We start from the raw sequence: 26,039 nt of genomic DNA, 5'->3' as shown, positions 1-26,039 counted from the left end.
GCGGTGGTGGGCACGGTGCTCGCTGCCGCGTGGGTTCCCGCGGCTCCGGCCGCCGACGTGTCCGGCATCTCCGGCGTCTCCGCCGATGCCCTGCTGCCTCCCCCGACACCGCTGACGGCCAGCCAGACGCTGTACCTGGACGTCTCACTGAACAGCACGCCGCGCGGCCTGCTGCCCTTCACTGAAGCACGTGGCCGCCTGCAGGCCAGTCCGGAGGTGCTGCGCCAGCTCGGCTTCAGCGCCACCGGCGATGCACCGGTGTTTCTGGATCAGATCAGCGGCGTGGTCGCGCGCTACGACGCCCAGCTGCAGACACTGGCGCTGGATGTGCCGCTGGACCAGCTGACCCTGCCCACCACCCTGCTCGGCCGCCCGCAGGTGCGTACGCCGGCCGGCAGCGCCTCGCCGGGCCTGCTGCTCAACTACGACGTGTACGGCAGCCGCATCGAAGCACTCGGCAACCTTACCCTGAGCTCGGAACTGCGCCTGTTCGGCATCGGCAGCGGCACCTTCGAGAACACGGCGGTCACCCGTCGCTACCAGCAGCCGGACGACCGTCACTGGCGCAGCGAAAGCGTGCGCCTGGATACGCACTGGACACTGGATTTTCCCGAGTCGGCGACCACGCTGGAGATCGGTGATTTCTACAGCGGCTTTGTCGACTGGACCCGGCCGGTGCGCCTGGGCGGCGTGCAGGTCGGACGCAACTACGGGCTGCAGCCCTACCGCGTGCTGACACCGACGCCCGGCTTCCTGGGCGAGGCGGTGGTGCCGTCAACGGTGGAGCTGTACGTCGACGGGTTGCGCCAGTACAGCGGCCAGGTGCCGGTCGGACCGTTCCAGCTGGCGGCACAGCCGGGCATCAGCGGCACCGGCACCGCGCAGGTTGTGGTGACCGATGCCTTCGGCCGCATGCAGACGCTGGATTTCAGCTTCTATGGCACCCAGCAGCTGCTGGCCAAGGGCCTGTCGGACTGGTCGGTCGGTGCCGGACAACTGCGCGAAGCGTTCGGCGAACGCTCCTTCGAGTACGACAGCCGCACGGTGGCCAGCGCCAGCTGGCGTGGTGGCATCAGCGACACCTTTACCGGCGAAGCGCACGCCGAAGGCGGTGGCGGCCTGCTGCAGGCCGGCGTCGGTGGCTGGTGGTTGGCGGGCGAGGCCGGCGTGTTCAATGCCGCCTACGCGCACAGCCGCCTGCAGGGCCTGCAGGGCGGCCAATGGGCACTGGGCTACAGCTGGAACAACCGCCGCTTCAATTTCAATGTGCGCAGCGTACGCACCCACGGCGACTACCGTGATCTCGGCGCGCTGCAGGACAACCTGCCCCCGCGCATCAGCGAACAGGCCACTGCCGGTCTCGATCTGCTGGGGCTGGGAACGCTGAGCGCAAGCTACCTGCGGCTGCGCTACCCCGATGGCGACGACAACCGCTATGCCAGCCTGTTCTGGTCGCGCACCTGGAGCCAGCGCTGGTCGGCCTACCTCTCGGTCAACCAGAATCTGGACAGCAGCGACGACCGCAACATCTACCTGTCAGTGAGCGCGAGCCTCGGCAACAACCGTCAGGCCAGCCTCTCCAGCCAGCGCAACGGCGACAGCCAGGCCTGGGTGGCCGATATCACCCAGCCGGTCCCCGGCGATGGCAGTGCCGGCGGCATCGGCTGGCGCGCGCAGGTGCGCGGGGGTGACGAGGGCACAGGCGGCCTGGCCGAGGTCGGCATCCTCAACGACGTGGGGCGCTACGCGCTCGGCGCATCGCGCCAGGCCGGCATTGACTACGCCTATGCCAGCGCCAGCGGCAGCCTGGTGTGGATGGACGGGCACACCTTTGCTACCCGCGAGGTCTCCGACGCCTTCGCGGTGGTCAGCACCAGCGGCGTCGCCGGTGTGCCGGTACGGCTGGAAAACCGCCTGATCGGCGTCACCGACGACCGTGGCCTGCTGCTGGTCAGCCCCCTGCTGTCGTGGCAGCGCAACCGGGTCTCCATCGACACTCTCGACCTGCCGGCGGACATGCGCGCCGACCGCGTCGAGGACTGGGTGACACCCCGCCAGCGCGCCGGCACCGGCGTGACGTTCCATCTGCGCTCGCGGCCGTCGCTGACCCTGGTCCTGCAGGACATGGCCGGACAACCGCTGGAGGTGGGCAGCGAAGTGCAGCTGCCGCAGGGTCGCCAGGCCACCGTCGGCTACGACGGCCTGCTGTACCTGGAGGACGTGGCGCCGGGCAGCGTGCTGTACATCACCACCAGCCGCAGCCAGTGCCGGGTGAAGGTGCCGGCCACACCGGAAGTGGCTGCCAGCGGCGCCCGGCCCCGCCCGGCACCGGTACCGTGCATTCCCGAGGTGGCGCCATGAAGGTGCCCCTGCTCGGCCTGCTGCTCGTGCTCGGCCTGCTGGCCGTCACACCGGCGCACGCGGCGGCGGTGTGCACGGCCACCGCCAACCCCACCCTGCCGTTCGGCAACGTCAACAGCAATGCCCCCGGCCCCACCTCGGCCACGCTGAACATCACCGTCACCTGCACGACGGCGGCGCTGAGCCTGCTGGCCACTACCGGCGTGCGCGTGTGCGTGGGCATCGGTGCCGGCAGCGGCGGTGGCAGCAGCAGCACCTGGCGGACCCTGCGCACCAGTACCGGCACCCCTCCCGACACCCTGAACTTCCAGCTCTACAACAATGCCGGCTACAGCCAGGTCACCGGCCTGGTCCCCCGCGGTACACCCCCGGCGCAGGAGCTGGCCATGACCTACAACGTGCCGCTGGTGACAGGCGGCAGCGGCGCGCAGGCCACCCAGCTGTTCGCGCAGATCCCGGCCAACCAGGTGCTGGCCGCGGGCAACTACAGCAGCACCTTCAGCGGCGCCGACGTGGTGCTGACCTGGGCCTGGAACGAAGTGCTGCTGGGCAACGCGACCGTGCCGGCCACCTGCAACGGTGGCGCCACCGGCACCAACAGCGCCAGCGCGGCCTTCAGCTTCATCGCGACCGCGACCGTGCTGCCACAGTGCGGCAGCTACCTCACCACCCCCCTGGACTTCGGCAACGTCACCGGCAGCATCACCAGCAACATCGACCGGACCGCCACCCTGACCCTGACCTGCCTGAAGAACACGGCATTCCAGATCGGCCTGGACAACGGCCAGAACAATCCCCCGGCCACCCCGACCCGGCGCATGCGCACCACCATCGGGGGCAGCAGTTACTACCTGGCCTATGAACTGTACCGCGACAGCGCACGCAACCAGCGCTGGGGCAACACGCTCACGGTCGATACCGCCAGCGGAACCGGTACCGGCAGTGCCCAGCAACTGACGATCTACGGCCGGGTGCCGCCGGTCACCGGCCAGCCGCCGGCAGGTACCTACAACGATGTGGTGCAGGTGACGATCACCTACTGACCGGTGCCGCGAGCACCTGCCCCTACAGATCCGGCGCGCCCGGCCGATAGCGTCCAGCAGGTATCCCGGCACGGTGGATGACAGGTGGTTCGCGCAGTTCCGATCCTGGCGATGATGCTCGCCGCCCCCCTGGCATGGGCCGAGCCGGCAGCCCCGGTGCAGGTGCGCCTGGTCGTAGTGGAAGCCTGCCAGGGCGATGCCGGCGGCCGCGCGTGTGCCGTTCCGCACCAGCGCAGCGATGCCCCGCAGCTGCCGGCACAGCTGCGTGAACTCGCCCCCGCGCCAGCCGCGCCCACCGACGACGCTTCCGCCGCGCCGACATTCATCTACTGATGCCGATGCGCGCACTCCTTGCCCTGTTCCTGCTGCTGCCGGGGCTGCCTGCCGCCGCACTGGACCTGCTGCCCACGACCCTGCAGCTGCCCGCCGAAGGGGGCCGCACCGAACTCTGGCTGCACAACCCCGGCCCCGAGCGCTGGCAGGGCGAGGTGCAGATCCTGGCGTGGGAGCAGCAGCTGGACGCCGAACGGCTGCAGCCGAGCGACCGCATCCTGGCCAGTCCGACCCGACTGGATCTGGCGCCCGGCGCCCGCCAGCGGGTCTGGCTGCTGCCCCGCAGCGCCGTCCCGGTCGCCGCCGAGCAGGCCTACCGTATCGTGCTCGCCCCCGGCAGAAGCAGCCTGCCACGCTACTCGCTGCCGCTGTTCCAGGGTGCGGCTGCGTCGTCAGTGCGCCCGGCCGTGCGTGCCCGCGTCGAATCCAACGGGTCGCAGACTCATCTGCGACTGGACAACCCGGGCCGCCTGCATGCGCGCCTGGACGGGCTTTCATTCGAGTCCGTCGGCGGCCATCGCAGCGTGCTGCTGCCGGGCCTGGCCGGCTATGTGCTGGCAGGACGGGAAAGGCGCTGGACGTTGCCGGCACGCCGCGACGGCTATCTCGGCGGCCGCTTCCGGGCCCGCCTGCAGGACGGCCGGGAGGTCGTTCTGGACGCATGGGACCCGTCAATTGCGGTGAACCCGCCCGCCGGGCTATAATCGCCGGGATGTCCTGCCGCCCCGTGCGCGGGACCCCGTCCACACCGGACGTCACCGGTGAATCCACACCTGCTGCCCCCATCCGTGCCGGGGTGCTCCGCAAGGAGTTCGGCCACGGAGGCAACAGGGAAGCCCAACCCCGGAACCGATCGCGCTTCCACGCGTCCCGCATACCTGTCCCGCGGGCGGAATCGCTGGTTCCATATCAGGAGTACTGCAATGCCCCAGGTCACCATGCGTCAGATGCTGGAAGCCGGCGTCCACTTCGGCCACCAGACCCGTTACTGGAACCCGAAGATGGCTCCGTACATCTTCGGCGCCCGCGGCAAGATCCACATCATCAACCTGGAAAAGACCGTCCCGCTGTTCAACGACGCGATGAACTTCATCTCGTCGGTTGCCCAGAAGCGCGGCACCGTCCTGTTCCTGGGCACCAAGCGCAGCGCCCGCGAAACCATCAAGGAAGAAGCCGAGCGTTGCGGCATGCCGTTCATGAACCAGCGTTGGCTGGGCGGCACCCTGACCAACTTCCGTACCGTCAAGCAGTCGGTTGCCCGCCTGAAGGAACTGGAAGCCGGTGAAACCGACGGCACCTTCGAGAAGCTGGTCAAGCACGAAGTGCTGGGCCTGCGTCGCGAGCGCGACAAGCTGGAAGCCTCGCTGGGCGGCATCAAGGACATGAACCGTCTGCCGGACGCCATCTTCGTCATCGACATCGGCCACGAAGACATCGCCATCAAGGAAGCCAAGAAGCTCGGCATCCCGGTGATCGCCGTGGTTGATACCAACTACAACCCGGAGCTGGTCGATTACGCCATCCCGGGCAACGACGACGCCATCCGCGCCGTGCAGCTGTACGCCCGTGCCGCCGCCGACGCCGTGCTGGAAGGCAAGGCCGCTGCTCCGCACGCCGCCTCGGTGCGCGAGGAAGAGTTCGCTGAAGCCGCCGCTGAAGGCGAAGAGAAGCCGGCCCGTCGCGCTCCGGCCAAGAAGACCGCCAAGAAGGGCGACGAAGCCCAGGCCTGATCCAGGCCCCGGGGTGGGCCCCAGCGCCCACCCCTCCTGCATGCCGCCCTCGGCGCGTGACAGGACCATGTCATACGGGCCGGCCACCATGCCGGCCCAACCCCTTTCTTTCGTGAGGTAATCCCGTGGAAATCACTGCTTCCCTGGTCAAGGAACTGCGCGAGCGCACCGGCGCCGGCATGATGGAATGCAAGAAGGCGCTGACCGAAGCCGCCGGCGACATCGACGCTGCGGCGGAACTGCTGCGCAAGTCCGGCGCTGCCAAGGCCGACAAGAAGGCTGACCGCGTGGCCGCCGAAGGCCGTCTGGGCCTGGCACAGGACGGCGGCAAGGCCGTGCTGGTCGAAGTCAACTCGGAAACCGACTTCGTCGCCAACGACGTCAACTTCAAGACCTTCGTCGACGCCGTTGCCGCTGCCGCCCTGGCATCGGGCGCTGCCGACGTCGAAGCGCTGAAGACCGCCAAGCTGGCCTCCGGCGAGACCGTCGAAGAAGCCCGCGCCCTGGCCGTGCAGAAGCTGGGTGAGAACATCCAGATCCGCCGCATCGCCAAGGTCGACGGCAACAACACCGTGGGTGCCTACGTCCACACCAATGGCAAGGTCGGCGTCCTGGTGGACCTGGTCGGCGGCGACGCCGAACTGGCCCGCGGCCTAGCCATGCACGTGGCTGCGCTGAAGCCGCCGCACAACAAGGCCGCCGACGTTCCGGCCGACTTCGTCGAGAAGGAAAAGGAAATCGAACTGGCCAAGATGTCCGAGAAGGACAAGTCGAAGCCGGCCGATATCCTGGAAAAGATCATCAGCGGCAAGATCAACAAGATCGTCAGCGAAGTGACCCTGTACGGCCAGGCCTATGTGCTGGACGGCGACAAGACCGTCGAGCAGGTGGTCAAGGCCGCCGGTGCCGACGTCGCTGGTTTCCAGCTGCTGGTCGTCGGCGAAGGCATCGAGAAGGTGGTGGAAGACTACGCCGCCGAAGTTGCCAAGGCGATGCAGGTCTGAGTCCAGCCTTCCGGCTGTGAAGCGACCACAAGGAGCCGCGGGGGACCGCGGCTCTTTTTTTATGCCGTCGGTGAACTTTGCGTTGCGCGCGAATCAGGCCGATACTCGGCGCAGGGAATCCTCAGTCACATAGCAGGATAGAAAGTCGCAGACTGTGATGAATTCCTAGGTATTCTTGCCCTAATGGAATTGAACGATCCGCCATGCCTCCCGAGCTGACAGCTGCCCTGGCGCTCTGCCGCAACCTTCCCTCGCCACCCGGTATTGCCCTGCGCATCATCGAACTGGCCCAGGATCCGGAAGCGGACATCGCCACCGCCGCCGACATCATCGCCATCGACATGGCGCTCAGCGCCCGCATGCTGCGCATCGCCAACTCGCCGCTGTATGCCAGCCGGCGGCGCATCGAGAATCTCGGCCAGGCACTGACCATGCTGGGCCTCAACGCCACCATCAGTCTGGCGCTGGGTTTCACGGTCACCCAGGGACTGACCGGAAGCGGTACCGATCACGACCTGCGCCAGCGGGCCTGGAAGCGCAGCATCCTCAGTGCACTGGCTGCCAGCCAGCTTGGCCAGGCGCGCGGGCTGCGCCGCCTGGAAGAACTGATGCTGGCCGGACTGCTGCAGGACATGGGCGTGCTGTGCCTGGCCCAGGCCGAAGCCGAGCGCTACCTGCCCCTGCTGCGTGAAGCACGCGACAACCTCGACCTGGTTGCCCGCGAGCGCAACGTGCTGGGCTGCAGCCACGCCGATGTCGGCGCCTGGGTGGCCGAGCAGTGGGGCCTGCCGCGCTACCTGGTGGAGAGCATCAGCCACAGCGAAGACGAGGACGCCGCCGATTCGCCCTTCCAGGCGTGCGTGCAACTGTCCGGCGCGGTCGCCGACATCTGGCTGGACGGCGACGCCGACGCGGCCCGCGAACGGGCGCTGCAGCAGGTGCATGACCGCCTGGATCTGGACAGCGCCCGCTTCGACCAGGTCCTGGCCCGCATCAGCGATGCCCTGCCCGATATCGCCAGCCTGTTCGAAGCCGGCCTGAATTCTCCGGCGCGGGTGCACGAACTGATCGATCACGCACAGGAGCTGGCCACCCTGCGCAACCTGCGCGAACTGCAGGATGCCGACCAGGCACGGCGACGCGCCGATGAATTCGAGGCGCGCGCCAAGCGGCTGGCCGACCAGGCCCACCGTGACGCGCTGACCGGCGTACTCAACCGGCGCCAGCTGGAAGCGGTGCTGGAGCAGGAATTCCTGCGCGCCGGCCGGCATGGCTGGCCGCTTTCGGTGGCCTTCATCGACCTGGACGACTTCAAGAAGATCAACGACGCTCACGGTCATCTGACCGGCGACGAGGTGCTGCGCGCCTTCGCCGGCAAACTGCAGGGCCAGCTGCGCAACAGCGACACCGTCGCCCGCTTCGGTGGCGAGGAGTTCGTGGCGCTGCTGCCCAATACCAGCGAATCGGTAGCGCTGGAGGTGATCCGGCGCGTACTGGCGAACATCGTCGCCACGCCGATGGCCGAACTCGAGGGAGGGCCGCTGTTCGTCACCTTCTCCGCCGGCGTGGCCACGCAGGGGGGCTACGAACGCTTCGCCGACGTGCAGGACCTGCTGCGCGCCGCCGATGACGTGCTGTATCGATCCAAGAACCTGGGCCGCAACCGGGTGATCGCCCGCTCCCCCGGCGCGCTGGGCCACGACGAACTGTCCGCCACTGCCGGCCTCGAAGCGGGCTGAACGGGACGCCCCGATGAGCGGGGCGATCCAGCCGATTTTGCGCCGCAGTGCACAAAACACTTTGGCCGGGCGCCGCATGCGCGTAGAATCGCCCGCGATTTCCACGCACCCGAGGTCCCCATGTCCAAGCTCGCCTATCGCCGCATCCTGCTGAAACTCTCCGGGGAGGCGCTGATGGGAGACGAGGACTACGGCATCGACCCGAAGGTCATCAACCGCCTGGCCCGTGAAGTGATCGAGGCCCAGCAGGCAGGGGCCGAAGTGGCACTGGTGATCGGCGGCGGCAACATCTTCCGCGGCGCCGGCCTGGCTGCCGGCGGCATGGACCGGGTCACCGGCGACCAGATGGGCATGCTGGCCACCGTCATCAACGCGCTGGCCATGCAGGACGCCCTGGAGAAGCTGGGCGCCAAGGCCCGCGTGATGAGCGCGATCAAGATCAACGACGTGTGCGAGGACTACATCCGCCGCCGCGCCATCCGCCACCTGGAAAAAGGCCGGCTGGTGATCTTCGCCGCCGGCGTCGGCAGCCCCTTCTTCACCACCGATTCCGGCGCAGCCCTGCGTGCCATCGAGATCGGTGCGGACCTGCTGCTCAAGGCCACCAAGGTCGATGGCGTGTACGACAAGGATCCGAACAAGCACAGCGACGCGGTCCGCTTCGACAGCCTGAGCTACGACGAAGTGATCCGCCGCGGGCTGGAAGTGATGGACACGGCCGCCTTCGCACTGGCCCGCGACAGCGATCTGCCGATGCGGGTGTTCGACATGGGCCAGCCGGGCGAGCTGCTGAAGATCCTCAGCGGCGAGAACATCGGCACCCTGGTCCAGGGCCGCGACCCGGCCTGAGCCTGAGCGCAAGACGACGCCCGGGCCGATCCAGGCCCGGCAGCGTCCCGTATTCGCCTATAATCGCCCGATTCCAGTTACATCCAGGACCCGGGCGATGCTCAACGACATCAAGAACAACGCGCAGACGCGCATGGCCAAGAGCATCGACGCTCTGAAGCACACCCTCACCTCGATCCGCACCGGGCGTGCCACTCCGGCCCTGCTGGACCGCGTCACCGTCAATGCCTACGGCAATGCCAGCACCCCGCTGAACCAGGTCGCCTCGATCTCCAACGCCGACGCCCACTCGCTGCTGGTCACGCCGTTCGACAAGAGCATGATCAAGGAGATCGAGAAGGGGCTGTACAACGCCGAGTTCACCCCGAATACGCTGGGCACCGCGATCCGCATCAACATGCCGCCGCCGACCGAAGAGCGCCGCAAGGAACTGGTCAAGCAGGTGCAGAAGGAAGGCGAAGGCGCCAAGATCGCGATCCGCAACATCCGTCAGGACGCGAACAAGGAAATCGCCAAGCTGGTCAAGGACAAGGCGATCAGCGAAGACGAGAAGAAGCGCGGCGAAGACGATATCCAGAAGCTGACCGACAGCAACATCAAGGATGTCGACAAAGTCGTCGCGGACAAGGAAAAGGAACTGTTGTCGGTCTGAAGTCGATGCCTTCAGTCCCGCCTCCCCTGCCGGCCGCCCTGCCCCGCCACGTCGCCATCATCATGGATGGCAACGGACGCTGGGCACAGCAGCGCCGCCGCCCGCGCGTGATCGGCCACCGTGCCGGCGCGCGCGCGGTCAACCGCACCATCGAGCGCTGCCTTGAACTGGGCATCCCGGCGCTGACCCTGTTCGCCTTCTCCAGCGAGAACTGGGGCCGGCCGCAGGACGAAGTCGATGCGTTGATGAAGTTGTTCCTGGGCGCGCTCGACCGCGAAGTGGACGAGCTGCACCGCCGGGGCGTGCGCGTGCGCTTCATCGGCGAGCGCGAGCGCTTCGGCGCCTCGCTGGTCAGCCGCATGCAGCTGGCCGAACAGCGCACCGCCGGCAACACCACGCTGACCCTGTCGATCGCCGCCAGCTATGGCGGCCGCCAGGACATCGCCCGCGCGGCGCGCGCACTGGCTGCCGAAGTGGCGGCCGGTCGCCTGCTGCCCGAACAGATCGACGAGGCGCTGCTGGGCCGGCAGATGGCCCTGGCCGACCTGCCGGCACCGGACCTGTTCATCCGCACCGGTGGCGACACCCGCATCAGCAATTTCCTGCTGTGGCAGCTGGCCTACACCGAGCTGTGGTTCACCGAGGCACTGTGGCCGGACTTCGACGCCGCGATGCTGCAACAGGCGCTGGATGCCTATGCGGGCCGTGAGCGCCGCTTCGGCCTGACCAGCGCCCAGATCGCCGCCCTGGCCACTGAGACGTCCAGCCCATGACCAAGACCCGAGTCCTCGCCGCGCTGATCATGGCGCCGGTCGCCATTGCCGCGATCCTGCTGCTGCCGACGCAATGGCTGGCCGCCGCGGCCGCCGCCGTCCTGCTGATCGGCCTGTGGGAATGGCTGAAGCTGGCCGACGTTGAAGACACCCTGGCGCGCACCGTGCTGCTGGTATTGAACCTGCTGCTGATGGTGCTGCTGGTGTGGGCCGACGGCAGTACCCTGGTGCTGTTCCAGATCACCACGCTGGTCGGCGTCGCCTGGTGGCTGGCGGCGCTGGTCTGGCTGCGCTTCTTCAACTTCGGTGCACAGCCGGGCAGCCCCGCGCGCATCCTCAAGCTGCTGGCCGGCACACTGGCCATCGTGCCGGCCTGGGCCGCGCTGGTGCTGATCCACGCCGGCGGCGACCCGCCCGGCCGGCAGGGGCATCTGTGGCTGCTGGCCGCGCTGGCGCTGGTCTGGGCCGCCGATTCGGGCGCCTACTTTGCCGGTCGCCGCTTCGGCAGGCACAAGCTGGCCCCGCGCATCAGCCCGAACAAGACCTGGGAAGGCCTGGTCGGCGGCCTGCTGGCCGGCGTGGCCGTGGCCGTCGGCCTGGGCTGGCTGGCCGGTATCGACCTGGCCCACCTGCCGGGCCTGCTGATCACGTCCGTGGTCGCCGTGCTGGCCTCGGTGCTGGGCGATCTGTTCGAGAGCCTGATCAAGCGCCATGCCGGTGCCAAGGACTCGGGCAACCTGATCCCGGGCCATGGTGGCGTGCTCGACCGTGTCGACGGCGTCCTGGCAGCCGTGCCGGTGTTCGCGCTGGGCAAGGAAATCTTCGGATTCTGACCATGCATGCAGCAGCAGACCTGCGCCGGGTCGCCGTGTTCGGCGCCACCGGATCGATCGGTGCCTCCACCCTGGATGTGATCGCGCGCCATCCGCAGCGCTACCGGGCCACCGTGCTTGCCGCCGGCCGCCAGGTGCAGGCGCTGCTTGCGCTGTGCCGCCAGCATCAGCCCCTGCACGCGGTGATCGCCGACGAGGCCCTGTACCCTGCGCTGCGCGACGGTCTGCGCGAGGCCGGCCTGGCGACCCAGGCCCACGCCGGCCAGGCAGCGCTTGACCAGCTGGCCGCCAGTGACGCCTGCGACACCGTGGTGGCCGCCATCGTCGGCGCGGCAGGGCTGTCCTCGACCCTGGCCGCCGCCGCCGCGGGCAAGCGCATCCTGCTGGCGAACAAGGAATCACTGGTACTGGCGGGCGAACTGCTGACCCGTACCGCCGAACGTGCCGGGGCCGAGATCATCCCGATCGACAGCGAGCACAGCGCCATCTTCCAGTGCCTGCGCTCGCGCGACGCCAGCCTCGAAGGCGCCGGGGTGCGCCGGATCCTGCTCACCGCCTCCGGTGGCCCGTTCCGTGGCCGCAGCCGCGCCGAACTGGCGCAGGTCACCCCGGCCCAGGCCGTGGCCCACCCGAAGTGGTCGATGGGGCCGAAGATCTCGGTCGATTCCGCGACCCTGATGAACAAGGGCCTGGAAGTGATCGAGGCCCACCACCTGTTCGCCGTGCCGGGTGAACGCATCGAGGTGCTGGTCCATCCGCAGAGCCTGGTCCATTCGCTGGTCGAATTCGTCGACGGCTCGACCCTGGCGCAGATGGGCCTGCCGGACATGCGCACCACCCTGGCCGTTGGCCTGGGCTGGCCGCAACGCATCGCCTCGGGCGTGGCCGGGCTGGATCTGCTGGCGCAGGGCCGGCTGGATTTCGAGGCGCCCGATACCGAGGCCTTCCCCTGCCTGGCGCTGGCCTGGCAGGCGATGCGCGCCGGTGGCACCGCCCCGGCGATGCTGAACGCCGCCAACGAAGAGGCCGTTTCAGCGTTTCTTCAGGGCCGGATCGGTTTCCTGACCATCCCGGCGCTGGTTGCTAACGCTCTTTCAACACTGCCGACCGAGCCAGCCGATACACTGGAGGTCCTGTTGTCCGCCGACCAGCGCGCACGCCTGCTGACCCTGAACGCCATCGACGCCGCCTGAACCGCCCGCCTGCCCAGCCCTGCATGACGACGCCGCCCCTGCCCGCCAACGTGAGCCTGCATGACTGACTTCATCGGATCGGTCTGGTGGATGATTGTCAGCCTGGGGCTGCTGGTCACCTTCCACGAGCTCGGGCATTACTGGGTCGGCCGCCTGTGCGGAGTCAAGGTGCTGCGCTTCTCTGTCGGCTTTGGCCGGCCGCTGTGGTCGCGGCGCGACCGGCATGGAACCGAATTCGCCATTGCTGCGATTCCGCTGGGCGGCTATGTGAAATTCCTCGACGAGCGCGAAGTCGAGGTGCATCCGCAGGAACGCGGCCAGGCGTTCAACCACAAGACGGTCTGGCAGCGCATCGCCATCGTTGCTGCCGGGCCGGTCGCCAACCTGCTGCTGTGCATCCTGCTGCTGTGGGCGATGTTCGTGATCGGCAAGCAGGACTATTCGCCCACCCTCGGCCGCACCAGCGGCATCGCGGCGACGGCGGGGCTCAACAGTGGTGACCGCGTGCTGCGCGTGGACGACCGCCCGGTCAGCACCCTGGGCGAGGCCAGCATGGCCCTGACCGCGGCAGCGATGGACCGTCGTGATGTCACGCTGGACGTGATCGACCGCAGTGACCAGGTGCATGCCCGTACCCTGCCGCTGTCGCAGCTGCCGGCAGGCTTCGATGAACGGCGGGTGCCGATCCTGGCGGGCCTGTACTGGCAGTCATGGCTGCAGCCAGCCCTGGTCGACAGGCTCACACCGGATTCCGTTGTTGCGGGCCAGCTGCAGCCGGGCGACCTCATCGTGGCCATCGACGGGCAGCGCATTGACAGCGTCGACCAGGTGATCGGCGAAATCCAGGCCCTGGGCCGCACCGGCGGCCCCGGCATGATCGAAGTCCTGCGTGGCGGCGAGCGGCTGGCACTGGAAGTGACTCCGCGCCAGGGCAAGGACGGCAAGGGCGAGCCGGTCTGGCAGATCGGCGTCGGTTTCCCCACCACCTACAGCCCGGCCTACGACACCCTGCTGCGTTACGGGCCCCTGGACGCGGTCACCGTGGCGGTGCGTGAAACCGGCCGGCTGGCCGCCGACTCGCTGGGCATGATGGCCCGCATCGTGACCGGCAAGGCCTCGCTGCAGAACGTTTCCGGCCCGGTCACCATCGCCCGTGTGGCCAATGTATCGGCCAAACGTGGGCTCGACTGGTTCCTGCAGTTCCTCGCGCTGCTGTCGCTGAGCCTGTGCATCATCAATCTGCTGCCGATCCCGATCTTGGACGGCGGCCACCTGCTGTATTACCTTATCGAGTTGGTCAAGGGCAGCCCGCTGAGCGAGCGTGCCATCGCCGCCGGCCAATACATCGGCCTGGCGTTGCTGGCCGGGCTGATGGGGTTGGCGTTCTACAACGACATCCTCGGCCTGGTCCCGCGATGAACTTTTCCACGTTGTTGCCGTCTACAGCGTCGGCATCCCGCACCAATGAAATCGACCTTCCTACCGGACGTGACATGACGCGACTCCCCAATCGCCGCCTGCTGGCCCTCGCCCTCGCCGCCGTCACCGGCGCTCCCGCCCTGGCCCAGGCAGCCGAGCCCTTCACTGTCAGCGACATCCGCGTCGACGGCCTGCAGCGCATCAGCTCGGGTACGGTATTCACCTACCTGCCGGTGGAGCGTGGCGAGACGGTCACCGACAGCAAGGTCGGCGAAACCATCCGCGCCCTGTACAAGACCGGCTTCTTTGAGGACGTGCAGCTGGACCGCCAGGGCAACATCCTGGTGGTGACGGTCAAGGAACGCCCGGCGATCAACAAGCTGACCGTGACCGGCAACAAGGACATCAAGTCCGACCAGCTGCTGAAGGGCCTGTCCGACATCGGCCTGACCGAAGGTGGCACGTTCGATCGCCTGAGCCTGGACCGCGTGACCCAGGAACTGCGCCGCCAGTACAACGACCGCGGCAAGTACAACGTCGAGATCACCCCGACGGTGAGCCCGCTGGACCGCAACCGTGTGGACATCGCCATCGCGATCAAGGAAGGCAAGGCGGCCAAGATCCGCCATGTCAACCTGGTCGGCACCGAGAAGTACGACAGCAAGGACATCCTGGAAACCTGGGAATCCAAGGAGCACAACTGGGCCTCGTGGTACCGCCGCGATGACCAGTACTCCAAGGAAAAGCTGTCCGGCGACCTGGAAAAGCTGAACTCGTGGTACCTCGACCGGGGCTATGTCGACTTCAGCATCGACTCCACCCAGGTGTCGATCAGCCCCGACAAGCGCGACATGTTCCTCACCGCCGGCGTGACCGAGGGTGAGCAGTACAAGATCTCCGAGATCAAGGTCAGCGGCGACACCATCCTCCCGCAGGAGGACGTGGAGCGCATGGTGATCCAGAAGTCCGGCGACACCTTCTCGCGGGCGCTGCTGGAATTCAGCTCGGACACGATCACCAACTCGCTGTCCAACATCGGCTACGCGTTCGCCAAGGTGAACCCGATCCCGACCACCAACCGTGCTGACCAGACCGTTGCCATCAACATGCAGGTGGTGCCGGGCCCACGCGTGTCGGTGCGTCGTATCGTCTTCCGCGGCAATACCCGCACCTCCGACGAGGTGATGCGTCGCGAAATGCGCCAGTTCGAGAACAGCTGGTACTCGCAGGCCGCGATCGACCGCTCCAAGATCCGCCTGCAGCGCCTGGGCTATTTCGAATCGGTGGATGTGGAAACCCCGGCCGTCAGCGGCAGCAACGACCAGGTCGACGTCGTCTACAACGTCAAGGAAACCACTTCCGGCAGCTTCGTGTTCGGCCTGGGCTACTCGCAGTCCTACGGCATGACCACCTCCGTGCAGCTGTCGCAGAACAACTTCCTCGGCGGCGGCAACCGCGTGTCGGTGGAAGCCTCGCGCAGCAGCTACCTGCAGCGCTATGGCTTCAGCTACACCAACCCGTACTTCACCGATGACGGCGTGTCGCTGGGCTACAACCTGTCCTGGCGCGAACTGGACTACTCCGACTTCAACACCGCGCAGTACAACAGCACCAACGGTGCCGCGCAGGTGGTGTTCGGCGTGCCGCTGACCGAAACCGACTCGGTCTCGCTGATGTTCGGCATCGACAGCAACCAGATCTCGACGTACCAGAACGCAACGCCGCAATCGATCATCGACTACATCAACGCCGTCGGCCGCCGCACCTTCCATGCCTGGCGCACCGAGCTCGGCTGGGCACGCGATTCGCGCAACGACTACTTCATGCCGACCCGCGGTACCTACCAGCGCATCGGCCTGGAGACCACGCTGCCGGGTTCGACCGTCGAGTACTACAAGCTGAACTACCAGATCTCCAAGTACTGGCCGATCATGCCGTCGCTGGTGATCAACACGCGTGCGGAAATCGGCTACGGCGACAGCTATGGCAAGGACACCTCGCGTGATCTCTGCTACACCGCGCCGACCGAGGCCAACCCGAACCCGACCCAGACGGTCAACTGCAACCCGGGCTCACCGGATTACAGGAAGACGGTGACCGCCAGCGGCCTGCCGTTCTACGAGAACTTCTACGCCGGCGGTACCAACTCGGTGCGCGGCTTCGAGGACAACACGCTGGGCCCGCGCGAAGTCACTTCCGGCTATCCGGAAGGCCAGCCGCTGGGTGGCTCGCTGAAGACCGTCGGTTCGATCGAAGCCTACTTCCCGCGTCTGTTCGACAGCCCGTCGGCCCGCGTGTCGGCCTTCGTCGACTTCGGCAACGTCTACAACGGCGCCGACAACTTCAAGGCCAACGAACTGCGTGTGTCCACCGGTGTGGCCCTGCTGTGGCGCGCCCCGGTCGGCCCGATCTCGATCAGCTATGCGTTCCCGCTGAAGAAGGAAGACGACGACAAGATCGAGCGCCTGCAATTCACCTTCGGCGGGCAGTTCTGACGAACCGCCCTGCGGCTCATCAGAACTGCACGCGCATTCCTCCTATCCCCCGCGCCGCTGGCGCGCCCCCCTTAACAGAAGGGGGGCTCTCCACCAGACGGGGTACGAAGCGCCGGGCTCTGCCCGGCGTTTTCGTTTAACCCGGATGGCTGAAGCGCACGATCCGCTTTTGATCTTTTCTGTTTTCCGCGGCTGGCACTCGCGCCACGCTGTCAGAGGTCGGGCGGATCGGGGCTGCGGGGGTGTGAGCCGCATGGATGCGGCGATCAAGGCTACAGGGACGTACTTGCGCCGTCCCCCGCAGCCCCGACCCGTCCGACCCAGCCCATGAGCCTGGCTCTGCCGGCCGCGAGGGGCCCCGCCGTTGGCTGCACAACTGCCCCCCCGCATGACCGCAATGGCGTCACACGTTAAACTCCCGCCGTGAATACTCCCTCCTACACCGCCCAGCAACTCGCCGAGCAGTTCGGCCTGCAGGTCCATGGCGACCCCGCCACCGCCATCCATGGCGTGGCCACCCTCGCCCATGCCGGCCCTGGCCAGCTGACCTTCCTCGCCAATCCGCGCTACCGCACCCAGCTGGCCGACAGCCAGGCCTCGCTGGTGGTACTGCGTGCCGACGATGCCGAGGCGGCTCCCGGCGCCGCGCTCGTGGCCAAGGACCCGTACACCACCTTCGCCAAGATCGCCGCGCTGTTCGACATCGCACCGACACGCCCGCCGGGCATCCATCCCAGCGCCGTCATCGATCCCACTGCCCAGGTCGCAGCCAGCGCCCATATCGGTCCGTTCGTGTCCATCGGCGCCCGCAGCGTAGTCGGCGAGAACTGCATCATCGGCACCGGCAGCGTGATCGGCGAGGATTGCAGCCTGGACAACGGCTGCGAACTGATCGCCCGGGTCACCCTGGTCACCCGCGTCCGGCTGGGCAAGCGTGTGCGCGTCCACCCCGGCGCCGTGCTCGGCGCCGATGGCTTTGGCCTGGCGATGGACGCGGGCAAGTGGATCAAGGTGCCGCAGCTTGGCGGCGTGCGCATCGGCGACGACTGCGAAATCGGCGCCAACACCTGCGTGGACCGCGGCGCGCTGGAAGACACCGTGCTGGACGAAGACGTGCGCCTGGACAACCTGGTGCAGATCGCACACAACGTGCAGATCGGCGCGCACTCGGCCATCGCTGGCTGCACCGGCATTGCCGGCAGCGCCAAGATCGGACGTTACTGCCTGCTCGGCGGCCACGTAGGCGTGGTCGGCCACCTGGAGATCTGCGACAAGGTCGTGATCACCGGCAAATCGGTGGTGCGCAACTCCATCCATGAGCCGGGCGAGTATTCGTCCGGCACCCCGTTGACCGACAACCGCACGTGGCGCAAGAACGCCGCGCGCTTCAAGCAGCTCGATACGCTGGCCCGGCGCATCCTGGCTGTGAGCAAGGAGAAAGAATGAACGACACGCTGCAGCTTCCGATCGATGTCCTCCAGATCCAGGAGCTGATCCCGCACCGCTACCCGTTCCTGCTGGTGGACAAGGTCCTTGAGCTGGACGTGGACGCCAAGCGCATCCTTGCCCAGAAGAACGTGAGCATCAACGAGCCGTTCTTCCAGGGCCATTTCCCGGGTCGCCCGATCATGCCCGGCGTGCTGATCATCGAGGCACTGGCGCAGGCCGGCGGCGTGATGACCCAGCTCTCGCTCGGCCGCGATGCACAGTCCAAGCTGTTCTACATGGTCAAGGTGGAGAACGCCCGCTTCAACAAGCAGGTGGTGCCGGGCGATGTGCTGCTGCTGGACGTGCAGATGAAGCGGCTGATCCGCAACATGGGCTGGTACTACGGCGAAGCCAAGGTCAACGGCGAAGTGGTGGCCTCTGCCGAGGTCATGTGCGCCGGTGCCAAGGGCTGAGCCATAACGGAGCCAGGAATGACTGACAACGCCCCACGGATCCACCCCACCGCCGTCATCGACCCGTCCGCCCGGCTGGCCGACGATGTGCAGGTCGGTGCCTTCACCCTGATCGGTGCCGATGTGGACATCGGCGCAGGCACGGTCGTCGGCCCACACTGCAGCATTCTCGGACCGACGCGGATCGGCCGCGACAACCGCTTCATCGGCCACGCAGCCATCGGCGGCGAGCCGCAGGACAAGAAGTTCGCCGGTGAACGCACCGAACTGGTGATCGGCGACCGCAACGTGTTCCGCGAGTTCGTCACCGTCAACCGCGGTACCGGCGGCGGTGGTGGCATCACCACGATCGGTGACGACAACTGGATGCTGGCCTATACGCACGTGGCACACGACTGCCACGTCGGCAACGCCTGCGTGTTCTCCAACAACACCACGCTGGCCGGCCACGTTACTGTCGGCGACTACGTGATCATCAGCGGCTTCGCCGGTGCCCATCAGTTCTGCCGCATCGGCGCCCACGCCTTCCTCGGCATGGGTGCGCTGACCAACGGCGATGTTCCGCCGTTCACCATGGTGGGCTCCGATTCGCTGGGCCGCCCGCGCGGCATCAACAGTGAAGGCCTGAAGCGCCGCGGTTTCGATGCCGAACGCATCTCCGCCATCAAGCGTGCCTACCGGACCCTGTACGTGGCCGGCCTGCCGCTGGCCGAAGCCAAGCAGCAGCTGGTTGAACAGGCGCGCGACAGCGAGGACGTGAAGTCCATGCTGGAGTTCATCGAACACGCAGAGAGGCCCCTGCTGCGATGAGCAGCACGCCCGGCCAGGCGCCGGCCGGCGCCGCTGTCATTCCGCTGGCCTCCCTGGCCGGCAGCGTGCCTGCACAGCGGGTGCTCAGCGAGCGGCCGTTGCGGATCGCACTGGTGGCCGGTGAGGCCTCCGGCGACCTGCTCGGTGCCGGCCTGGTGCGCGAGTTGAAGGCCCGCTTCCCGAACGCCGAGTTCGCCGGCATCGGCGGCGATGCCATGCGCAATGCCGGTTGCCAGACCTGGCACGACGCCAGCGAACTGGCGGTGATGGGGCTGACCGAAGTCCTGCGCCACCTGCCGCGCCTGCTGAAGTTGCGCTCGGCCTTCCGCCAGCGCGCGCTCGAGTGGCAGCCGGACGTGTTCATCGGCATCGATGCGCCGGACTTCAACCTGGGCATCGAGCGCTGGCTGAAGCAGCGTGGCGTGCGCACCGTGCATTACGTCAGCCCTTCGGTCTGGGCGTGGCGCGAGAAGCGCGCCGAGAAGATCGGCAACAGTGCCGACCTCGTGCTGTGCCTGTTCCCGATGGAACCCCCCATCTACGCCCGGCACGGAATCGACGCGCGCTTTGTCGGTCATCCGATGGCCGATGACATTCCGCTGCAGGGCAACCGCGACGAAGCCCGTGCCGCGCTGGGCCTGCCGGCCACGGCCAAGGTGCTGGCGGTGCTGCCGGGCAGCCGCCTGGGCGAGATCTCGCGCCTGGGCGAGCCGTTCTTCGAGGCCGCGTGGCAGGTTTCCGAACGGATTCCGGGGCTGCACGTCGTGGTGCCTGCCGCCAATGCCGCCTGCCGTCGCCTGATCGAGGAACAGCTGTCGCGTTCGGCGCTGCCGGTCGCCTACTCGCATGTGCTTGATGGCCAGGCCCGCGACGCCATGATCGCCGCCGACGTGGTGGTGCTCGCCTCCGGTACCGCGACCCTGGAAGCCATGCTGGTGAAGCGGCCGATGGTGGTCGGCTATCGCGTCAACGAACTGACCTACCGCCTGGTCAAGGCGCTGGGCCTGATCAAGGTCGACCGCTTCGCCCTGCCCAACATCCTGGCCGGCCAGGACCTGGCACCGGAGCTGATGCAGCACGACTGCACGCCGGACAAGCTGGCCGCCGCCATCCAGCAGTGGTTCGACCATCCGCAACGGGCCGCCGACCTGCAGGGAACCTATTCGCGCCTGCATGAACGCCTGCGCCGCAATGCCTCGGCACGCGCCGCCGACGCTGTCGGCGAGCTGCTGGTACGCGAACTGGACAAGGCATGAGCCGCCGCCACGCCGCCGCAGCCAGCCTGGCCCTGTTCGACGGTTCACTGCGGGTTGAACCGGACCGCCTGGTCGCCGGTGTCGATGAGGCCGGCCGTGGCCCGCTGGCCGGGCCGGTCGCCGTCGCGGCGGTGGTATTCGATCCTGCCCGCCCGCGCATCAACGGCCTGGATGACTCCAAGCAGCTCACCGCCGCGCGCCGCGAGCAGCTGTACGATCGAATCATCGATCGCGCCCTGGCCTGGCATGTGGTGCTGGTGGACGTAGCAGCGATCGACCGCCTGAACATCTACCAGGCCACCCTGCAGGGCATGCGCGACGTGGTGGCGGCCGTGGCCCACGTGGCCGGCTTCGCCCGCATCGACGGCAACGTGGTTCCGAAGGGGCTGGTACTGCCGGCGCAGGCGCTGGTTGGTGGCGATGGCATCGACCGCGCGATCATGGCGGCGTCGATCCTGGCCAAGGTGTCGCGCGACCGGTACATGCAGGACCTGCACGTACAGCATCCGCACTACGGTTTCGACCAGCACAAGGGCTACGGCACTCCGGCCCACCTGGCGGCACTGCGTGAACACGGCCCCTGTGGCGAGCACCGGCGCAGTTTCGCCCCGGTGCGTGAATGCCTGGAAAACCCGGCGGCCGCGGCCATCGCCTGAACAACCGCCGCCGGGCATGGCCCGGCGGCATCGTGCGCCCACATTGCCGCGGTAGCGCCGGGCCATGCCGGGCGGCACCGTGCGCTCACATTGCCGTGGTAGCGCCGGGCCATGCCCGGCGGCATGTTCGCGCAATCGACGTGCCGTCAAGAGCTTGTCGCCTCCCCCTGCCCTCGCTACCCTGACCGGGCATTCCAGCGCTTCCCGACCCCGGCGACGAACTCCCGTCGGCACCCGGGGCCCCCGCGCTCCAACCTGGTCCGGCATGTCCAACTCCCGCTTCGTACATCTCCACGTCCACACCGAGTTCTCGCTGGCGGACTCGACCATCCGTGTGCCGGCCAAGCCGGACCAGGCCGACCCGAAGAAGGCCAAGCAGCCCAACCTGCTGTCACGCTCGGTCGAGCTGGGCCTGCCCGCGCTGGCGGTGACCGACCTCAACAATCTGTTCGCCCTGATCAAGTTCTACAAGGCAGCCGAAGGCGTGGGCATCAAGCCGATCGCCGGCGCCGACGTGATGATCGCCGAGGAGGGCCAGGACCCGTGGCGGATGACCCTGCTGTGCCGCGACCGCGAAGGCTACCTGAGCCTGTCACGGCTGCTGACCCGTGCCTGGATGGAGGGCCATCGTCCGGAAGGCGGCGTCGCCGTGCATCCGGACTGGTTGAAGGCGGGCAACGCCAACCTGTTCGCGCTGGCCGGGCGCGAGAGCCTGGCCGGGCGCCTGGCGCTGGACGGCAAGCACGACCTTGCCGAGCAGCATCTGGCCGACTGGCAGCGGGTGTTCGGCGATGGCCTGCACCTGGAGCTGACCCGCACCGGCCGCGATGGCGAGGAGGCCTTCAACCGCTTCGCGCTGATGGCCGCCGGCCAGCGCGGCCTGCCGGTGGTGGCCAGCAACGATGTGCGCTTCCTTGCACCGTCGGACTTCAGCGCGCATGAGGCACGTGTGTGCATCTCGACCGGCCGCGTGCTGGACGATCCCAAGCGGCCGCGCGAGTACAGTGACCAGCAGTACCTGAAGTCGGCCGAGGAGATGTGCGCGCTGTTCGCCGACATCCCCGATGCGATCGACAACACGCTGGCGCTGGCCGAGCGCTGCAACATCGAGATGCGGCTGGGCACCTACTTCCTGCCCAACTACCCGGTGCCGGACGACGAGACCCTGGATACCTGGATCCAGAAGATGTCGCGCGACGGCCTGGAAGAACGCCTGCAGAAGAACCCGCTGGCGCCGGGCAAGACCCGCGAGGAGTACTTCGAGCGCCTCGAATTCGAGCTCGATACCATCATCAAGATGGGTTTCCCCGGCTACTTCCTGATCGTGGCCGACTTCATCCAGTGGGGCAAGAACCAAGGCATCCCGATCGGCCCGGGCCGTGGTTCCGGTGCCGGTTCGCTGGTGGCGTGGGCGTTGAAGATCACCGACCTGGATCCGCTGCCCTACAACCTGCTGTTCGAGCGGTTCCTGAATCCGGAACGCGTGTCGATGCCCGACTTCGACATCGATTTCTGCATGGACCGCCGCGACGAAGTGATCGACTACGTCGCGCGCAAATACGGGCGCGAACGCGTCAGCCAGATCATCACCTACGGCACCATGGCCGCCAAGGCCGTGGTGCGCGATTCCGGCCGCGTGCTCGGTTTCCCCTATGGCCTGGTTGACGGCGTCTCCAAGCTGATCCCGAACATCCTCGGCATCCACCTGAAGGATGCGCTCGGCAAGGGCAAGGAAGGCCCGGGCTCGGAGATGGCATCGGCCGAGCTGATCCAGCGTTACGAAACCGAAGACGATGTCCGTGACCTGATCGATCTGGCGCTGCAGCTTGAAGACCTCACCCGCAACGCCGGCAAGCACGCCGGTGGCGTGGTGATCGGCCCCGAGCCGCTGAGCGAGTTCTGCCCGCTGTACGCCGAACACGACGAGAACGGCATCGGCAAGAACCCGGTCACCCAGTTCGACAAGAACGACGTGGAAGAAGTGGGCCTGGTGAAGTTCGACTTCCTTGGCCTGCGCACGCTGACCATCATCGACTGGGCGGTGAAGGCGATCAACAAGCGCCACGCGCGCGCCGGCATTCCGCCGGTGGACATCGCGGCGATCCCGCTGGACGACGCGCCGACCTACAAGGACATCTTTGCCAACGGCAACACCGGTGCGGTCTTCCAGTTCGAATCCTCCGGCATGCGCCGCCTGCTGAAGGACGCACGCCCCGACCGTTTCGAAGACCTGATCGCGCTGGTGTCGCTGTACCGCCCCGGCCCGATGGACCTGATTCCGTCCTTCAACGCGCGCAAGCACGGGCAGGAAGAGATCATCTATCCCGATCCGCGCACCGAAGCCATCCTCAAGGACACCTACGGCATCATGGTGTACCAGGAGCAGGTGATGCAGATGGCGCAGATCGTCGGCGGCTACTCGCTGGGCGGCGCCGACCTGCTGCGTCGTGCGATGGGCAAGAAGGTGCCGGCGGAAATGGCCAAGCACCGCGAGATCTTCCGCGAGGGCGCGGCCAAGGGCGGCGTCGACGGCCCCAAGGCCGACGAGATCTTCGACCTGATGGAGAAGTTCGCCGGCTACGGCTTCAACAAGTCGCACGCCGCTGCCTACGCGCTGGTCAGTTACCAGACCGCGTGGCTCAAGCGCCATTACCCGGCCGAGTTCATGGCGGCCACGCTGTCTTCGGACATGGACAACACCGACAAGGTGGTCGGCTTCCTCGACGAGGTGCGCAACCTCGGCCTGACCGTGCTGCCGCCGAAGGTGAACCAGTCCGCCTTCATGTTCGAGGCAGCCACGCCGGACACCATCCAGTACGGCCTGGGTGCGATCAAGGGTGTCGGCCAGGGTGCCTGCGAAGCGGTGGTGGACGAGCGGCTGCGGGGCGGAAACTACACCGACCTGCTCGATTTCTGTACCCGCGTCGGCTCGGCCAAGCTCAACCGGCGCACCCTGGAAGCGATGATAAACTGCGGCGCACTGGATGAGCTGGGCCGCAACCGCGCCTCGCTGATGCTGCAGCTGCCGGAAGTGATCAAGGCCACCGAGCAGATGGCACGCGAGCGCGCCTCCGGGCAGAACTCGCTGTTCGGTGGGCCGGACCCGAGCGCGGCGACGATCCAGCTGGACCTGCCGGAGGCCGAAGAGTGGCCCCTGCTGCAGCGCCTGAACGGCGAGCGCGACACGCTGGGCTTCTACCTCAGCGGCCATCCATTCGATCCGTGGCGCGACGACGTGCGCGATCTGGTCGGCAACGATCTGGGCGCGGTGGAAAAGATCTGGAGCGCCAACAGCGGCGGTGGTGGTGGTGGCGGTGAGAAGCGCTGGCGCCCGGAAGTGCAGACCGTGCTGGCCGGCCAGGTGGTCGGCGTGCGCCGCAAGGGCGAAAGCCAGATCTTCATCCAGCTCGAGGACGGGCGTGGACGCGTGGAGTGCAGCGCGTTCTCCGACACCCTGGCCGAGTTCGGCCACCTGATGACCAAGGACCGCATCCTGGTGGTCAAGGGCGGCCTGCGTGAAGACGAATTCAACGGTGGCTACGCCCTGCGCATCCGCCAGTGCTGGGATTTCGATGAGGTCTGCGCCAACTACGCTACGCGCCTGTCGCTGCGGCTGGACCTTCGCCAGCAACGGCCGGTGTGGGAGCGCATCGATGCCCTGCTCGACCGCCATCGCCCCGGCCGCACGCCCCTGCGCCTGGACCTGCTGCTGAAGGGCCCGCACGGCGGTATCGCCGGCATGCTCGACGTGTCCGGACAGAGCGCCGTGCGCATCGACTCGAAGCTGATGGAAGCGCTGCGCGCCGACCCGGCCGTGCGCACCCTGAAGGTGCGCTACAGCCCGCCCTGGGCCAGCTGATCCCGCCCCGCCAGGTCCCGCGTCCAGCTGGCGCGGCCAAGGCAGCGCGCTGCCTGCCGGCCAGCCCCTCCGTACGCTCCAGACAGGGGCGTACGGGGAATTTCACCGGGTTCGGCTACACTTTCCTCCTTCTTTACACGACGGCTTCCGATGAATCCGAACTACCTCGACTTCGAGCAACCCATCGCCGACCTGGAAGCGAAGATCCAGGAGCTGCGCAACGCCAGTGCCGGTCCGGCGGTCAATGTCGAGGCCGAAGTGCACGCGCTGCAGGACAAGCTGCGCATGCGTACCGCACAGATCTTCCGCAACCTGACCTCCTGGCAGGTGCTGCAGCTGGCCCGCCACCCGTCGCGGCCCTACACCGCCGATTACATCCGCATCATCTTCGATGAGTTCCAGGAACTGGCCGGTGATCGCGCCTTTGCCGACGACAAGGCCATCATGGGCGGCCTGGCCCGCATCAATGGCCGCGCGGTGATGGTCATCGGCCACCAGAAGGGCCGCGACACCAAGGAGAAGATCAAGCGCAACTTCGGCATGCCCAAGCCCGAGGGCTACCGCAAGGCGCTGCGCCTGATGAAGATGGCCGAGCGTTTCGGCCTGCCGGTGCTGACCCTGATCGACACCGCCGGCGCCTGGCCGGGCATCGACGCCGAATCGCGCGGCCAGTCCGAAGCGATCGCGCGCAACCTGATGGAAATGGCCGAACTGAAGGTGCCGGTGATCTGCACCGTGATCGGCGAAGGCGGCTCGGGCGGCGCGCTGGCACTGGGCGTGGGCGACCGCACCGTGATGCTGGAGTACGCGGTGTATTCGACCATTACCCCGGAAGGCTGCGCCTCGATCCTGTGGAAGGACGCCGGCAAGGCCAAGGACGCGGCCGAACAGCTGGGCCTGACCGCCCCGCGCCTGAAGAGCCTGGGCCTGGTCGACAAGGTCGTGCGCGAGCCGACCGGCGGCGCCCACCGCAACCCGACGCAGATGGCCCGGCGCCTGAAGGCCGTGCTGCTGAACGAGCTGGACGCGCTGGACAAGCTGTCCACCGGGGAACTGCTGGAGCAGCGCTACAAGCGCCTGCGCAGCTACGGCACCTACGAGGCGGCGTAATCGCTGCTTCCGCTGCACGGTAA

Annotated in this window: 21 protein-coding genes; all 21 read left to right on the top strand. The window is 67.5% G+C overall.

Annotated elements, in window-relative coordinates:
* The first annotated feature begins 6 nt into the window (after positions 1–6).
* The gene (locus ACVOME_RS08740; protein ID WP_164150838.1) at positions 7–2,361 is read left to right on the top strand and encodes a fimbria/pilus outer membrane usher protein; all 2,355 of its coding nucleotides are present in this window, start codon (positions 7–9) and stop codon (positions 2,359–2,361) included.
* Positions 2,358–3,404 (top strand): Csu type fimbrial protein, encoded by a 1,047-nt coding sequence (locus ACVOME_RS08735; protein WP_481504986.1) that lies wholly within the window; start codon positions 2,358–2,360, stop codon positions 3,402–3,404. The genes ACVOME_RS08740 and ACVOME_RS08735 overlap by 4 nt, the downstream gene beginning before the upstream one ends.
* 84 nt (positions 3,405–3,488) lie before the next feature.
* The gene (locus tag ACVOME_RS08730; RefSeq protein ID WP_231107710.1) at positions 3,489–3,737 is read left to right on the top strand and encodes a hypothetical protein; all 249 of its coding nucleotides are present in this window, start codon (positions 3,489–3,491) and stop codon (positions 3,735–3,737) included.
* Between the two features lie 5 nt (positions 3,738–3,742).
* Entirely contained in the window at positions 3,743–4,441 is a 699-nt protein-coding gene (locus ACVOME_RS08725) for a fimbrial biogenesis chaperone (protein ID WP_253119017.1), read from the top strand.
* A 219-nt stretch (positions 4,442–4,660) separates the two neighbouring features.
* On the top strand, positions 4,661–5,467 hold the full coding sequence (gene rpsB, locus ACVOME_RS08720) for a 30S ribosomal protein S2 (RefSeq protein WP_053518321.1): 807 nt from the start codon (positions 4,661–4,663) through the stop codon (positions 5,465–5,467).
* Between the two features lie 125 nt (positions 5,468–5,592).
* Positions 5,593–6,471: a translation elongation factor Ts gene (tsf, locus tag ACVOME_RS08715; RefSeq protein ID WP_053518318.1), complete on the top strand. Its 879-nt coding sequence runs from the start codon at positions 5,593–5,595 to the stop codon at positions 6,469–6,471.
* Positions 6,472–6,674: 203 nt separating this feature from the next.
* A complete protein-coding gene (locus ACVOME_RS08710; RefSeq protein ID WP_481504985.1) occupies positions 6,675–8,210 on the top strand; it encodes a sensor domain-containing diguanylate cyclase in 1,536 nt (511 codons plus the stop codon).
* Between the two features lie 120 nt (positions 8,211–8,330).
* Positions 8,331–9,059, top strand: a complete 729-nt coding sequence (gene pyrH, locus ACVOME_RS08705; protein ID WP_053518314.1) for a UMP kinase — start codon at positions 8,331–8,333, stop codon at positions 9,057–9,059.
* A 97-nt stretch (positions 9,060–9,156) separates the two neighbouring features.
* A complete protein-coding gene (gene frr, locus ACVOME_RS08700; protein WP_053518312.1) occupies positions 9,157–9,711 on the top strand; it encodes a ribosome recycling factor in 555 nt (184 codons plus the stop codon).
* Positions 9,712–9,716: 5 nt separating this feature from the next.
* Positions 9,717–10,484 (top strand): polyprenyl diphosphate synthase, encoded by a 768-nt coding sequence (gene uppS / locus ACVOME_RS08695; RefSeq protein ID WP_065174698.1) that lies wholly within the window; start codon positions 9,717–9,719, stop codon positions 10,482–10,484.
* Positions 10,481–11,317 carry a phosphatidate cytidylyltransferase gene (locus ACVOME_RS08690; protein ID WP_053518308.1) on the top strand — a complete coding sequence of 279 codons (837 nt, stop codon included), beginning with the start codon at positions 10,481–10,483 and terminating at the stop codon, positions 11,315–11,317. The genes uppS and ACVOME_RS08690 overlap by 4 nt, the downstream gene beginning before the upstream one ends.
* Before the next feature lie 2 nt (positions 11,318–11,319).
* The gene (dxr, locus tag ACVOME_RS08685; protein WP_065174697.1) at positions 11,320–12,510 is read left to right on the top strand and encodes a 1-deoxy-D-xylulose-5-phosphate reductoisomerase; all 1,191 of its coding nucleotides are present in this window, start codon (positions 11,320–11,322) and stop codon (positions 12,508–12,510) included.
* A 60-nt stretch (positions 12,511–12,570) separates the two neighbouring features.
* Positions 12,571–13,929: an RIP metalloprotease RseP gene (gene rseP, locus ACVOME_RS08680; protein WP_053518305.1), complete on the top strand. Its 1,359-nt coding sequence runs from the start codon at positions 12,571–12,573 to the stop codon at positions 13,927–13,929.
* Between the two features lie 74 nt (positions 13,930–14,003).
* Positions 14,004–16,424, top strand: a complete 2,421-nt coding sequence (gene bamA / locus ACVOME_RS08675) for an outer membrane protein assembly factor BamA (RefSeq protein WP_180875671.1) — start codon at positions 14,004–14,006, stop codon at positions 16,422–16,424.
* Between the two features lie 423 nt (positions 16,425–16,847).
* Positions 16,848–17,870, top strand: a complete 1,023-nt coding sequence (gene lpxD / locus ACVOME_RS08670) for a UDP-3-O-(3-hydroxymyristoyl)glucosamine N-acyltransferase (protein WP_180875672.1) — start codon at positions 16,848–16,850, stop codon at positions 17,868–17,870.
* Positions 17,867–18,325, top strand: a complete 459-nt coding sequence (fabZ, locus tag ACVOME_RS08665) for a 3-hydroxyacyl-ACP dehydratase FabZ (RefSeq protein WP_053519893.1) — start codon at positions 17,867–17,869, stop codon at positions 18,323–18,325. The genes lpxD and fabZ overlap by 4 nt, the downstream gene beginning before the upstream one ends.
* Before the next feature lie 18 nt (positions 18,326–18,343).
* Positions 18,344–19,135 (top strand): acyl-ACP--UDP-N-acetylglucosamine O-acyltransferase, encoded by a 792-nt coding sequence (gene lpxA, locus ACVOME_RS08660; RefSeq protein ID WP_053519894.1) that lies wholly within the window; start codon positions 18,344–18,346, stop codon positions 19,133–19,135.
* A complete protein-coding gene (gene lpxB / locus ACVOME_RS08655; RefSeq protein ID WP_180875673.1) occupies positions 19,132–20,391 on the top strand; it encodes a lipid-A-disaccharide synthase in 1,260 nt (419 codons plus the stop codon). The genes lpxA and lpxB overlap by 4 nt, the downstream gene beginning before the upstream one ends.
* Entirely contained in the window at positions 20,388–21,047 is a 660-nt protein-coding gene (locus ACVOME_RS08650) for a ribonuclease HII (RefSeq protein ID WP_065181173.1), read from the top strand. The genes lpxB and ACVOME_RS08650 overlap by 4 nt, the downstream gene beginning before the upstream one ends.
* 265 nt (positions 21,048–21,312) lie before the next feature.
* A complete protein-coding gene (gene dnaE / locus ACVOME_RS08645) occupies positions 21,313–24,906 on the top strand; it encodes a DNA polymerase III subunit alpha (RefSeq protein ID WP_481504984.1) in 3,594 nt (1,197 codons plus the stop codon).
* Positions 24,907–25,056: 150 nt separating this feature from the next.
* Complete coding sequence (locus tag ACVOME_RS08640) at positions 25,057–26,016, top strand: acetyl-CoA carboxylase carboxyltransferase subunit alpha (protein WP_053519898.1); 960 nt, start codon at positions 25,057–25,059, stop codon at positions 26,014–26,016.
* The last annotated feature ends 23 nt before the right edge of the window (positions 26,017–26,039 follow it).

This window comes from Stenotrophomonas sp. STEN008, assembly GCF_056760435.1.
Note: the sequence above shows the minus strand (reverse complement) of the source record. Positions and strands in the feature narration are given on the sequence as shown.